The organism is Streptomyces sp. NPDC002784 (genome assembly GCF_053592135.1).
Map to the genome: position 1 here is coordinate 21743 of NZ_JBSFVD010000026.1, position 12894 is coordinate 34636.

At 73.0% G+C, this 12894-nt stretch carries 11 protein-coding genes; 7 read left to right on the top strand and 4 right to left on the bottom strand.

The window, feature by feature from the left end:
• Positions 1-25: 25 nt before the first annotated feature.
• Positions 26-1498 (bottom strand): S1C family serine protease, encoded by a 1473-nt coding sequence (locus tag ACWD1Z_RS31250; RefSeq protein WP_451123215.1) that lies wholly within the window; start codon positions 1496-1498, stop codon positions 26-28.
• A 256-nt stretch (positions 1499-1754) separates the two neighbouring features.
• Here ACWD1Z_RS31250 and ACWD1Z_RS31255 point away from each other — a divergent pair, with 256 nt between their 5' ends.
• The 3 genes from ACWD1Z_RS31255 (at position 1755) to ACWD1Z_RS31265 (ending at position 4458) form a co-directional block, all read left to right on the top strand.
• Positions 1755-2582 carry a glycerophosphodiester phosphodiesterase gene (locus ACWD1Z_RS31255; RefSeq protein WP_451123217.1) on the top strand — a complete coding sequence of 276 codons (828 nt, stop codon included), beginning with the start codon at positions 1755-1757 and terminating at the stop codon, positions 2580-2582.
• 147 nt (positions 2583-2729) lie between these two features.
• On the top strand, positions 2730-3368 hold the full coding sequence (locus tag ACWD1Z_RS31260; protein WP_451123219.1) for an ATP-binding protein: 639 nt from the start codon (positions 2730-2732) through the stop codon (positions 3366-3368).
• Between the two features lie 124 nt (positions 3369-3492).
• Entirely contained in the window at positions 3493-4458 is a 966-nt protein-coding gene (locus ACWD1Z_RS31265) for a DUF5926 family protein (RefSeq protein WP_451123221.1), read from the top strand.
• A 242-nt stretch (positions 4459-4700) separates the two neighbouring features.
• On the opposite strand, the gene ACWD1Z_RS31270 is transcribed toward ACWD1Z_RS31265, so the two are convergent.
• Positions 4701-5237, bottom strand: coding sequence for a hypothetical protein (locus ACWD1Z_RS31270; protein ID WP_451123223.1), 537 nt, complete (start codon positions 5235-5237; stop codon positions 4701-4703).
• Positions 5238-5292: 55 nt separating this feature from the next.
• Positions 5293-5958, bottom strand: coding sequence for a bifunctional DNA primase/polymerase (locus tag ACWD1Z_RS31275; protein WP_451123225.1), 666 nt, complete (start codon positions 5956-5958; stop codon positions 5293-5295).
• Positions 5959-6461: 503 nt separating this feature from the next.
• Between ACWD1Z_RS31275 and ACWD1Z_RS31280 the strand changes: the two genes are divergently transcribed.
• The 4 genes from ACWD1Z_RS31280 to ACWD1Z_RS31295 all read left to right on the top strand — a co-directional run bounded on the left by ACWD1Z_RS31280 (position 6462) and on the right by ACWD1Z_RS31295 (position 12403).
• Positions 6462-7991: a PP2C family protein-serine/threonine phosphatase gene (locus tag ACWD1Z_RS31280; RefSeq protein ID WP_451123287.1), complete on the top strand. Its 1530-nt coding sequence runs from the start codon at positions 6462-6464 to the stop codon at positions 7989-7991.
• A gap of 87 nt (positions 7992-8078) precedes the next feature.
• Positions 8079-9560 (top strand): aminopeptidase P family protein, encoded by a 1482-nt coding sequence (locus tag ACWD1Z_RS31285; RefSeq protein ID WP_451123227.1) that lies wholly within the window; start codon positions 8079-8081, stop codon positions 9558-9560.
• A 113-nt stretch (positions 9561-9673) separates the two neighbouring features.
• Entirely contained in the window at positions 9674-11026 is a 1353-nt protein-coding gene (pdxR, locus tag ACWD1Z_RS31290; protein ID WP_451123229.1) for a MocR-like pyridoxine biosynthesis transcription factor PdxR, read from the top strand.
• 90 nt (positions 11027-11116) lie between these two features.
• The gene (locus ACWD1Z_RS31295) at positions 11117-12403 is read left to right on the top strand and encodes an MFS transporter (protein ID WP_451123231.1); all 1287 of its coding nucleotides are present in this window, start codon (positions 11117-11119) and stop codon (positions 12401-12403) included.
• Here the strand turns inward: ACWD1Z_RS31295 and ACWD1Z_RS31300 are convergent.
• A complete protein-coding gene (locus tag ACWD1Z_RS31300) occupies positions 12363-12860 on the bottom strand; it encodes an ATP-binding protein (RefSeq protein WP_451123233.1) in 498 nt (165 codons plus the stop codon). The two genes, ACWD1Z_RS31295 and ACWD1Z_RS31300, sit on opposite strands and share 41 nt — an antisense overlap.
• Between the last annotated feature and the right edge of the window lie 34 nt (positions 12861-12894).

The following is a 12894-nucleotide window of genomic DNA, read 5'->3' on the forward strand; positions in this document are numbered from 1 at the left end:
ACGGGTGGGCCCGGCGGCGGGGGTGTCAGCTGTCGCCGACCCGGGAGCCCAGGGTCAGTTCGACCGTGCGGGTCTTGCCGTCCCGTTCGTAGGTGAGCTGGACCTTGTCGCCGGGCTGGTGGGTCCAGATCTCGCCGATCAGGGTGGGGCCGGAGTCGATCACGCGGTCGTCGAGCTTGGTGATGACGTCCCCGGGCTTGAGGCCCGCGTCGGCGGCGGGACCGCCCGGCTCCACCGCCTCCGAGCCGCTCGCACCCTGCTCGGTGATCTTCGCGCCGCCCGTGCCCTCCTCCAGCGAGACGGAGGCGCCGATCTTGGCGTACACCGGCTTGCCGGTCTTGATCAGCTGCTGGGCCACGACCTTCGCCTGGTTGATCGGGATGGCGAAGCCCAGGCCAATGGAGCCGGACTGGCTGCTGCCGCCCAGGCCGTTGCCCGCGGACTGGATCGCCGAGTTGATGCCGATCACATTGCCCTGGGCGTCCAGCAGCGGACCGCCCGAGTTGCCCGGGTTGATCGACGCGTCGGTCTGGAGGGCGCTCATGTACGAGGCGTTGCTGCCGGTACCGTCGCTGGATGCCACCGGGCGGTTCTTGGCGCTGATGATGCCCGTCGTCACCGTGTTCGACAGGCCGAAGGGCGCGCCGATCGCGATCGTCGAGTCGCCCACCGCCACCTTGTCGGAGTTGCCGAGGGTGAGCGGCTTGAGACCCGAGGGGGCGTTCTTGAGCTTGATGACCGCCACGTCGTAGCCCTGGGCGTTGCCCACGACCTCCGCGTCGTACTTCTTGCCGCTCGGGAAGGTCGCCGTCAGCTTGCCGCCGTCGACGGCGTCGGCCACCACATGGTTGTTGGTGACGATGTGGCCCTCGGTGTCGAAGACGAACCCGGTGCCGGTGCCGCCCTCGCCGCTGCTGCTCGCCGCCTCGATGGTGACGGTGCTGGGCAGCGCCTTCTGGGCCACGCCCGCGATGGTGCCCGCGTCGCGCTTGACGTCACCGCCGGTGTCGGAGGCGGCGACGGTGGTCGAGGAGGTCGCGTCGTCCTTGGCCAGGGTGTAGCCGAGTCCGCCGCCGAGGCCGCCGGCGACCAGCGACGCGATCAGGACCGCGGCGAGCAGGCCGCCGCGTCGGCCGGACTTCGGCGCGGGCGCCGGCTGCTGGTACGCCGCACCCCAGACGGTGCCCGATCCCCCGGCACCGCCGGAGGTGGCGTCGGGGTGGGCGTGGGCATACGCGGGGGCCGCCGCGGCGGGGGGCGGCCAGGACGCGTCCGGTGCCGACGGGCCCTGCGGCGCCGCCGGGGTGCCCGGTGCCGGGGCCGGTCCCGCGGCGCCCGCGGGCGGCGCGCCGTGCGGCACCGGCGGGAGCGGGGTGGTCGGGGCGCCGGTACCGGAAGCCGGGTGGCCCTGCGGCTCCGGAGCAGCGGGAGCGTCCACCGGCACGGGGGGTGCGGACGGGGCCGGGGGTACCGCGGCGCCCTCGTTCTCGGTGCTCACAGCTTTTCTCCTCGATCCACGGCTGTCGTTGTCGGTCGCACTCGGTCACGCCCGTTCACGTGTGTCGACGGCCCGGTGCGCTTCAGCTGTGCTGGTCTTTTTGTATGCCGTCAGCTTTTCCCACGGGCCGTCAGAGCACCATAAGCGGTGCCTGTGGGTCCGCGGTCATTCTTTATATGGTCCATGTGCGACGAAAAGGACACATTCCCGTACGTCCGTCGACACGCCTACCCCCTCTCGGTGGCACCATGACGCGGTGACCCACGCACGCCGGCCCACGCCCCAAGTCGTCGCCCACCGCGGAGCCTCCGAGGACGCGCCCGAACACACCCTGGCCGCGTACCGCAAGGCGATCGAGGACGGGGCCGACGCCCTGGAGTGCGATGTCCGCCTCACCGCGGACGGCCACCTCGTCTGCGTCCACGACCGCCGCGTCAACCGCACCTCCAACGGCCGCGGCGCGGTCTCCGCACTGGAGCTCGCCGACCTCGCCGCGCTGGACTTCGGCTCCTGGAAGAGGGGCGACTCCTGGCGGAACCGGGACGAGGATCCGGACTGGGAGGTCCGCCCGGAGGACCCGCAGGACACCTCCGTCCTCACCCTGGAACGCCTGCTGGAACTGGTCGCCGACGCCGGACGGCCGGTGGAGCTGGCCATCGAGACCAAGCACCCCACCCGCTGGGCGGGCCAGGTCGAGGAGCGGCTGCTGCACCTGCTGAAGCGGTTCGGCCTGGACTCCCCGGCCGCCGCCGACGCCTCCACGGTCCGCGTGATGAGCTTCTCCGCGCGCTCGCTGCACCGCGTGCGTGCCTCCTCGCCGACCCTGCCGACGGTCTATCTGATGCAGTTCGTCTCGCCCCGGCTGCGCGACGGACGGCTGCCTGCGGGGGTACGGATCGCGGGCCCGTCGATCCGGATCGTGCGCAATCACCCCGCGTACATCGAGCGCCTGAAGCGCGCCGGCCACCAGGTGCACGTCTGGACGGTGAACGAGCCCGAGGACGTCGCCCTCTGCGCGGAGCTCGGCGTCGACGCCATCATCACCAACCGCCCGCGCGCGGTGCGCCAGCAGCTGGGCCGCTGAGCTGCGCCGACCCATCCGCCCCGGTACGACCTCTTGACCCGGTGGTCCCACCGGCCCCATCCTCCACTCTCGGCCACACCGTCGATTTCCAGCCAGGCAGTTACAGGGAGTGCTCCGGCGCGTTCGGTCCGTATTCGATCGTTTCGAATGCGTCACCGGACCTGCGTTGGCCGGTTTCCGGTACAGGCCAATGGGGCATCCACACCGTGGCGTGGGGCGAAGGAGGTCTCGGGGGTGGCGTTGGTGGTGGCACAGGAGGTGCCCACGTCGTCGAGCATGGCCGTACCCCATGGCCCTGCGGGCGTGGGGAAGGCGCGACACCGGATGCGCGATCAGCTGCGCATGGGCGGTGTGGCCGAAGCGGTCATCGACGATGCCGTACTGATTCTTTCCGAACTCTTGAGCAACGCGTGCAAGCACGGCCGGCCACTGGGCGACGCCCTGGCCGGGGACGGCGACGTCCGGGCCGCATGGCGGGTGGACCCGGCCGGCCGGCTCACGGTGGAGGTCACGGACGGCGGTGGGCCCACCCGCCCGGCTCCGGCCACGCCCTCGGTCACCGCGCACGGCGGCCGCGGGCTGAACATCATCACCGCGCTGGCCGACGACTGGGGCGTACGGGACGACGCCCGGGGCGAGGTCACCGTCTGGGTGGTCGTCCACGACGACGTTCATGACCGGAACGCCGGACACCGTCGCCACGACTTCGCTACGCGCGTGGCGGCCCCGTCGGTCGCCGCGATGCCCGAACTCGACTTCGCGGACGCGTTCGAGGACCTGGACTGACCCTCCGGTCACCGAGCGGCCCGGGAAGCGCGCGGGGACGCGTTGTCCACAGGGTCGCCTCGGCCATGGCGTGAACAGCTAGGCTCCCGCCGTACCAGACGAGCCGTTTCCGGGAGACACCCTCATGGCCAAGAAGCGACCCCAGACGAAGGCCGCGCGCCCGCAGCTCAAGGACGGGGAGATCCCGGTCGTCGGCGCCCGCGAACCCTGCCCCTGCGGCAGCGGCCGCCGCTACAAGGCCTGTCACGGCAAGGCCGCCGCCGAAGCCGTGACCGAGCTGGTGCAGCGCCCCTTCGAGGGGCTGCCCGGCGAGTGCGACTGGGTGGCCCTGCGCGAGCTGGTGCCCGCCGCCACGGTCCCGCTGCCCCTCAAGGACGGCCTGCCCGAGGGCGTCCCGGCCGTCACGCTGGCGACCGTGCTGCCGATGGCCTGGCCCGCGCTGCGCCGCGACGACGGCTCGGTGCTGCTGGGCCTGCAGAACGACACGGCGTCCGGCGACATCAGCCGCGATCTCGCCGACACCCTCCAGCGCGCCCTCCAGGCCGAGCCCGGCACCCCGGTGCAGGCGCGGCGCGCCCCGGCCGACGGTCCGCGGCTGCAGGACCTGCTCGACCCGGAAGGCGCGTTCGAGCCAGTTGTGCACGCGGGCTTCGAGTTCTGGGTCCCGGACGCGGAGAACTCCACCCCGGAGGTGACCGCCTCCCTGGAACGGGCCAACGCCGCCGCCATCCCGACCGTGCGGCTGACCGGCGTGGACGCCGCGTACTGGTGCGAGACGCCGGAGAAGAACCACCTGCGCTGGGTCATGCCGTACCCCGAGGAGCAGCTTCTGGACGCGCTGGCGCGACTGCACGCGGCGGGCCGGTCGAACCTGGGCGAGGGCACCCGTCTCGTGGGCTCCTTCCGCGCTCACGGCCTCACCGTGCCGGTCTGGGACCTGCCGAGCGGGTTCGGCGCCGAGGACGCGGAGAAGCCGGCCGCCGAGTTCGCCGAACGGCTCACCGCCGCGCTGGCCACCGACGCCCCGCTCACCGCGGACGAGCGCCGCGCGCGGGGCGGCCTGACCAACCGCCAGGTCACGCTCAGCTGACGCACCGCGTGAAGATCCTCGGCGGCTGACCGACCGGTCAGCCGCCGGGGGCGCCCGGAACAGGTGACTCCGATCACAACTCCCGCTCCCCGCAGGGAAATCGGTGACCGGAAAGCCCGGATCGAATTTGCGAACCGCCGATCTCTTGTTACCGTTCCAGTAGCCCGGTTGCTGGTGCATCCCCCGTCGCCAGCAACCGGGTCTTTCCATGTGCGCGGTCCTCTACAGAGTGCCGCCGCGCGTCAACTGCCCGTAGGCGCGGCCGAGTTGCTGCCGGACCGCAGCAGCAGGGGGCCCTCGCCGGCCCGGGCCGCGAACTCCGCGACCGCCGTGTGGTCGGCCGGCCCGCCCCGGGTGGCCGCACGGGGTGTCTCACAGCTGCCGGGCTCGTCCTCGGCGCCCACCGCGCACCGGATCTGCACCGTGCGCCCGCCCGGCCCCATCAGGCTCAGCACCGCGTCCAGCGCCCCGCCGGTGGTGTTGCGGTAGTAGGTGCGCGCCCATGTCTGCTCGCCCTGGGTGAGCACACAGGTCTGCGCCTCGATGCCGTCGGGCGAGGTGAGTTCGGGTCCGCAGCGCGCGGCGGTGGCCAGGCCGAGGCCGAGCCCCGGGGGCGACGGGGAGGGCGCTTTCGCGTCAAGGGAAGCGGACGGCCGCGGAGAAGCGGACGACCGTGGGGAAGCGGCCTCTTCGCCCACCTGCCCCGCGGACGCCACGGCGAGCGGCAGCGCCACCGCGCACACCGCGACGCCGGCCAGGGCGAGCAGACGAAGGTTCATGGACGGAAGATAACGAGGGAAGGCGGGCGCCCCGTCCGGCGCGCGCCCGACACCCCTACAACTCGGGTGCGCTCACACCCGTACGAGTGAGGGCCTCCACCACGGCGTCCACCACGGCCTCCACGTCCGGCACCCACGGGGCCGCCGGGCCGGGCTCCGGCGCGCGCTCCCAGCGGACGGCACCCTCGCCGGTCTCGGAGGGGGGCAGGGCGAGATAGCCGCCCGTGCCGTGGAACCGCAGGGAGCCCGGAACGTAGTCCTTGGCGTACAGCAGTTCGCCCAACCGCTCCAGTGAGTACGGCTTGACGAGCAGCGCCCAGCGGGTGGGCGAGGCGATCACGGGGCCGAGCCGCATCCCCGTGCGGTCGAGCGCGGCGAGGGCCTGGGCGGCCGGCAGGGCCGGCAGGCTGACGGCGCAGGGCGCCTTGCCGCCGGTGGCCAGCACGATCGGTGCCGCCGGGCGGTTGGTCCACCACCAGCGCACCATGCGCTCGTCGGTGGTGGCCGCGAGGAGGCCGGGGTCGAAGGGATGCGCACCGGGCACCGTGCACTCCGCGTCGGGGCACCCGCACCGGGACCGCCCCTGCGGATCCGCCGTCACACCCGGGAGTACGGGCCACTGCCATTGAGTCGCGAAGGTCAGGGCCGCACTGAGCAACTCAGGCCTCCCGCCGTTGCGCTGGGACAGGAGCCTGCGTCGCCTTCCGAGGAACTCTCGCATGAGCGCTCGTTCCTTTCCGTTGCACCGCTGGCAACACCGTGGTCCACATCACACCATGTGTCGATCACTTCACTGTGCGTACCTGTTGGCGCATCACACCTCTGCTTCGAGCAGAGGGAACCCCTATGGGCCGAGCGGCGGCTGCGTCCGCGGCAGCCTCACCCATACTGCGTGGATCAAAAGCACGGGCCTGGCGTGGGGTGGCGAAGTCTGGCGTTTTGCCGTTGCGCGTATTTCTCTTCGCCTCCGCCACGGGAGGATGGGGCACGGTCGTCGGTGGCTAAGACGCCCGGGTCCGCCGCCAGGTTCCGGGTGACTGTCAACCACCCCTGGCCTTCTCCGAGTACGTACCCATCACGACCGCTGTGACGCTCCGTGGAACAAGCCCAGTCGACCGCAATAGGGCGTTCCCTGAGGCAGTTTTAAGCCAACTTTGCCTTTCTGCAAGGGGTAGGGGAAAAGTGGACCGGTTACCCGCGGACACCACGAATCCCGGCAGGACAATGCTGGACATCCCCTCACGAGTGCGTGTACATGTGGAGACACTGCTAGCGGCGCAGAATGACATGGGGGTTTGCGATGCTTTTGAGCAATACGCACCGGTCGGAAAGCCGGACGCCATGAACGCCCCGCACCCTCCGAAAGTGGCCGGAATCGATTCCACGGTTCCCTCGCCCGCACACACTGTCGCGCCCGCGCCCGCGGCCTCTGAGACCCCGGCAGCCACCTCCGTCCCACCGCCCACCCCACCGGGCGCTCCCGGACTGCTGCTCCAGGACCGGCTCGCCGGCTGGGTCTCCGACCTCACCACGCTGCACGAACTCACCGAACGCCTGACCCGTACGGACTCCTTGTCCGACGCCCTTCAGGAACTGCTGCGCGCCGGGTCCGCCCTCGTCGGCGCCCGGCGCGGACTCGTCGTGCTGGAACCGGCCGACGGGCGGGGCCCGGACAGCACCGTCGGCCTGGGGCTGGCCCGCGCGGACCTCGGCCACATCGAGACCGTGCCGCGCGGCTCGATGCCGTACGGGAAGATCCTCGACGGGCTGCCCGGCGGGGACGGTGAGATCGCGCAGCCCGATCTGTTCGCCGAGGACGGGCTCGACCCGCGCCACCGCGAGGTGGCCGCGCGCCTCGGCTACGCCGCGAGCTACGCACTCCCCCTGAGCACCGACGCCGCCGGCCCGCTCGGCGCCGCGGTGTGGCTGTACGACGAGCCCGCCGAGCCGTCCGAGCGCCGGCGGCACCTGATCGGCCTGTACACGCGGTACGCCGCCGAGCATCTCGCCCGGCTGCTGGAGGTCGAGCGCACGCGCGCGTGCATGGCGACCATGTCCGAGGAACTGCTGCCCTCACGGCTGCCCCGGGTGCCCGGCGTCCAGCTCGCCGCCCGGCACCGCACCGGGCCGCTCGGCGGCGGCGACTGGTACGACGCGCTGCCCCTGCCGGACGCGGCCCTCGGCCTCGCGGTCGGCTCGGTCACCGGGTCGGGGCCGAGCGCGGTGGCCGCGATGGGCCGGCTGCGGGCGTCCCTGCGAGCGTACGCCGTGATGGAGGGCGAGGACCCGGTGGCGGTCCTGTCCGACCTGGAGCTGCTGCTGCGGCTGACCGAGCCCGCCCGCTCGGCGACCGCCCTGTTCGCCTACTGCGAGCCCGCCCTGCGCAAGATCACCCTCGCCGGGGCCGGGCACTGCCCGCCGCTGCTGATCGGCGAGCGCCGCACCGAGTTCGTGGAGACCACCGTCTCCGCCCCGCTCGGCATGCTGGCCTGCTGGGAGGCGCCCAGCGTGGAGTTCCTGGCGGAGGCCGGGGAGACGGTTCTGCTGTACACCGACGGGCTGCTGCACCGTACCGGCGACGCCACCGACCGGGCCTTCGCGCGGCTGCACACGGCGGCGGCGAGCGTCCCCCGGGCGCTGCGGAACGACCCGGACGCGATCGTCGACCACGTCCTGCGGACCGTGCTGCCCGACGGTCTCGACGCGGCGGACAGCGCGGAGGACATCGTCCTGCTCGCCGCGCGCTTCGCATGACGGCGGTAACAGGTCCTTCGGCCCTGGGCCCCCTTCCGTACGACCGTACGATGGAGGGGGTCCAGTGCCGTATCAAGGAGGATGACCGTGTCGGAGGAGCTCACCCCGACCGAGCCCATTGCTGCTACCGCAGCGGGCCCGGAAGAGTCTGAAGAGCCGATCAAGCAGCGCAAGAACGGCCTGTACCCGGGCGTGTCCGACGAGCTGGCCGAGAACATGAAGTCCGGCTGGGCCGACACGGAGCTGCGCGACCTGGAGCCGATCCCCCAGGCCGCCGAGACCGCCGCCCGCCGCGCCGCGCTGTCGGCGCGCTTCCCGGGCGAGCGTCTGGTGATCCCCGCGGGCAATCTGAAGACCCGCTCGAACGACACCGAGTACCCCTTCCGGGCGTCCGTCGAGTACACCTATCTCACCGGCAACCAGACCGAGGACGGCGTCCTGGTCATGGAGCCCGTCGCCGACGGTCACCGGGCCACGATCTACCTGCTGCCCCGCTCCGACCGGGAGAACGGCGAGTTCTGGCTCTCCGGCCAGGGCGAGCTGTGGGTCGGCCGCCGGCACTCCCTCACCGAGGCCGGAAAGCTGTACGGCATCCCCGCCTCCGACGTGCGCGAGCTGACCGGGGCGCTGCGCGAGGCCACCGGTCCGGTGCGGGTCGTGCGCGGTTACGACGCCGGGATCGAGGCCGCGCTGACCGACAAGGTCACCGCCGAGCGGGACGAGGAGCTGCGGGTCTTCCTCTCCGAGGCGCGGCTGGTCAAGGACGCGTTCGAGATCGGCGAGCTGCAGAAGGCCGTCGACTCCACGGTGCGCGGCTTCGAGGACGTGGTGAAGGTCCTCGACAAGGCCGAGGCCACCTCCGAGCGGTACATCGAGGGCACCTTCTTCCTGCGGGCCCGGGTCGAGGGCAACGACGTCGGCTACGGCTCCATCTGCGCGGCCGGCCCGCACGCCTGCACGCTGCACTGGGTGCGCAACGACGGGCCCGTGCGCTCCGGTGACCTGCTGCTGCTCGACGCGGGCGTGGAGACGCACACGTACTACACCGCCGACGTCACCCGGACGCTGCCGGTCAACGGCCGGTACACCGAGATCCAGAAGAAGATCTACGACGCCGTGTACGAGGCCCAGGAGGCCGGGATCGCCGCCGTGCGGCCCGGTGCGAAGTACCGGGACTTCCATGACGCCGCGCAGCGGGTGCTCGCCGCGAAGCTGGTGGAGTGGGGCCTGGTCGAGGGGCCCGTGGAGCGGGTGCTGGAGCTGGGGCTCCAGCGGCGGTGGACGCTGCACGGCACGGGGCACATGCTCGGTCTCGACGTCCACGACTGCGCTGCCGCGCGGCAGGAGACGTATGTGGACGGTGTGCTCGAGCCGGGGATGTGCCTGACGGTCGAGCCGGGGCTGTACTTCCAGGCCGACGACCTGACCGTGCCGGAGGAGTACCGCGGCATCGGCGTGCGGATCGAGGACGACATCCTGGTGACCGAGGACGGGAACCGGAACATGTCGGCCGCGCTTCCGCGGCGCTCGGACGAGGTCGAGGCGTGGATGGCCGCGCTGGTGAAGTAGGGAACTGACATCGGGTTGATGGCCGGATACCCGTGGGGTGTCCGGCCATCGTCGTGGGCTGCGGGCGTGCGGGGGTTGTTCGCGCAGTTCCCCGCGCCCCTAGGGGGGTTTGTGTGGACCTGCATGTGGATATCGCCGCCGCTGACGGGCGGCGGGCCGGGCTGGAGCGTGCTCTCAGGGATGCCGTGCGGGAGGGGCGGCTCGCTCCGGGTACGCGGCTGCCCGCCACCCGGAAGCTCGCCGATGAGCTGGGGGTTTCCCGGAACACCGTCAAGGGGGCCTACGACCAGCTCGTCGCCGAGGGCTACTTCACCGCGCGGCAGGGGTCGGGGACGCAGGTCGCCTCCCTGCCCGCGGAGGCCGCCGAGCCTGCCGCGGCCGCCGCACGCGCGCGTGAGCCGCTGTTCGACCTGCGGCCCGGGAGCCCCGATGTGGGGGCGTTCCCTGCCGCGGCCTGGCTGCGGGCGCTGCGGCGGGCCATCGCCACCGCGCCCTCCCTGGCCTACGACTACGGCGATCCCCGGGGCCGGATCGAGCTGCGGACCGCGCTCTCCGGGTACCTCGGGCGGGCCCGGGGAGTGATCGCCCCGCCGGAGCGGATCGTCATCACCTCGGGGTACGTCCAGGGCCTCGCCCTCCTCACCCGCGTGCTGGACGGCGGGCAGATCGCCATGGAGGACCCGGGGCTGCCGTTCCACCGGGATGTCGTACGGCGCAACGGCGGTGCCGTGGTGCCGGTGCGGGTCGATGAGCGGGGCGCCCGGGTGGACGGTCTCGGGGAGCCCGCGGCGGCCGTCGTGACGCCGGCCCATCAGTATGCGACCGGGGTCACGCTCCATCCCGAGCGGCGGCGGGCGCTCACCGACTGGGCACGGGCGCGGGACGGCCTGATCGTCGAGGACGACTACGACGGGGAGTTCCGTTACGACCGGCAGCCCGTCGGGGCGTTGCAGGGGATGGCGCCGGGGCACGTCGTGTATCTGGGGACCGCCTCCAAGACCCTCGGGCCGGCGCTGCGGCTCGGCTGGATGGTGCTGCCGCCCCATCTCGTCGACGACGTCGCCGACGCCAAGCTGCACAGCGACCATCACACCGAGTCGCTCGGCCAGTTGGCGCTCGCCGAGCTGATCGACAGTCATGCCTACGACCGTCATGTGCGCGCGTGCCGGCTGCGGTACCGCAGACGGCGGGACCAATTGGTGGGCCGGCTCGGGTCCCGGCGCGGGGTGCGCGGGATCGCCGCCGGGCTGCATGCGCTGGTCCAGGTCGCCGACGAGGCCGAGGCGCTGGCCCGGGCCGAGGCTCAGGGGCTCGCGGTGGGCTCGCTCGGGGAGCACTGGCACGCGCGGGAGGACGAGGGGCGCGAGGGGCGGCCGCAGGGGCTGGTCGTGGGGTACGGGACGCCTCGGGAGCGGGCCTATCCGGATGCCTTGGAGGCGCTGGGGAAGGTGCTCGACGCGGAGTGATCGGGCCGGGACCACGGAGTGAATTGGGCCGGGATTACGGACCCTTGATGGGTCTGTCGAGGGGTCCAGTCCGGGCCTAGTGTCGCAGGCATGCCGCACTCGCTCGTCCCGCCCGCGGGTCCGCAACGCGTCCTGGCCCTGGCCCAGTTGGCCAGCTCGGTCGGGGACGGCGCCTTCTACGTCACCTCCGCGCTCTACTTCACCCACGTCGTGGGGCTCGACCCCGCGCGCGTGGGGCTCGGGCTGACCCTCGCCTGGGCGGCCGGGTCGCTGGCGGGGGTGCCGCTCGGGCGGCTCGCGGACCGGCGGGGAGCGCGCGGGACGGCGGTGCTGCTGGCGTCGGCGACCGGGGTGGCGGTGGCGTCCTTCCTGGCCGTACGGGGGTTCTGGCCCTTCGTGGCCGCCGCCGTCGGCTACGCCACCGCCCAGTCCGGGCTGGCCGCGGCGCGGCAGGCGCTGCTGGCGGGGCTGGTGTCCGCCGGGGAGCGGACGGGGCTGCTGGCGCATCTCCAGTCGACGCTCAACGCGGGGCTGGCCGTGGGGGCGGGGCTGGGCGGGCTGGCGCTGCACCTGGGGACGCGGGAGGCGTACCTCGGGGTGTTCGCGCTGGACGCGGTGGCCTTCGCGGTGTGCGCCGCGGTGGTGCTGCGGCTGCCCTCGGTGGCGCCGGTCGCCCCGGCGCGGGGGCCGGGGCTCGCGGTGCTGCGGGACCGGCCGTATGCGGTGGTCACGGCGCTCAACACCGTGCTGCTGCTGCGGATGCCGCTGCTCAGCCTCGGGCTGCCGCTGTGGATCGCGGAGCGCACCGAGGCACCGGCCTGGCTGGTGTCCGCGCTGTTCGTGCTCAACACCGGGGCGGTCATGGCCTTCCAGGTGCGGATGGCGCGCGGGGTGAGCGGGATCGGGTCGGCCGTGCGGGCGGTACGGCGGTCGGGGTGGGTGATGCTCGCGGCGTGCGCGGTGTTCGCGCTGTCGGCGGGGGCGCCGGTGTGGGTGGCGGTGGGGGCGCTGGTGGTGGGGGCGGCGCTGCAAGTCGTCGCGGAGATGGGGCAGTCGGCGGGGTCGTGGCAGCTGTCCTTCGATCTCGCGCCGGCGGACCGGGTCGGGGAGTACCAGGGGTTCTTCGGTACGGGGGTCGCGGTGGCGCGTACCGCCGGCCCCCTGGTGCTGACCGCTCTGCTGGTGCGGTGGGGTCCGCCCGGGTGGCTGCTGCTGGGCGGGGTGACGCTGGCGGCGTCCTGGGCGATGGGGCCGGCCGCGCGGCGGGCGGCGGCCTCCCGCACGAGGGCACTGGTGCCGGCTGCCGGACGGGCCGGGAGTGCTGAGGAAGCCGCGGCTACACCGCCAGCAGGGGCGCGACGCCCTTCCGCCACTTGAGGATCTTGTCGAAGCTCACCACGGCACCGCTCTGCCCCGGCTTGTTGCCGATGTGGACATGGTCCGCGAGCTCCTGGATCAGATACAGCCCCCGGCCGTTCTCGGACTCCATGGCCTCCGCGGACTCAAGGACCTCCGCGGACTCAAGGACCTCCAGGGCGGCCGGACGCGCGCCCCGGCCCGTACCGCCGAAGCCGGGGCCGGAGTCGGCGACCTCGATCCGGCAGGTCTCGCCGTCGAGATAGGCGGTGACGCGGTAGGCCTCCGAGCCGCCGTCGAGGGCGGTGTCCCCGCCGTGCTCCACGGCGTTCGCGCAGGCCTCGCTGAGCGCGATGGAGAGGTCGTACGACACGTCCGGGTCCACGCCCGCGCTCTCCATGGTGCCGAGCAGCAGCCGCCGGGCGAGCGGCACGCTCGCAGCTTCCCGCCGCAAATGGAGTGACCACCAGATGCTCATGCTCCCAGCCTCCCGGCCGCGGCTCGACATACCG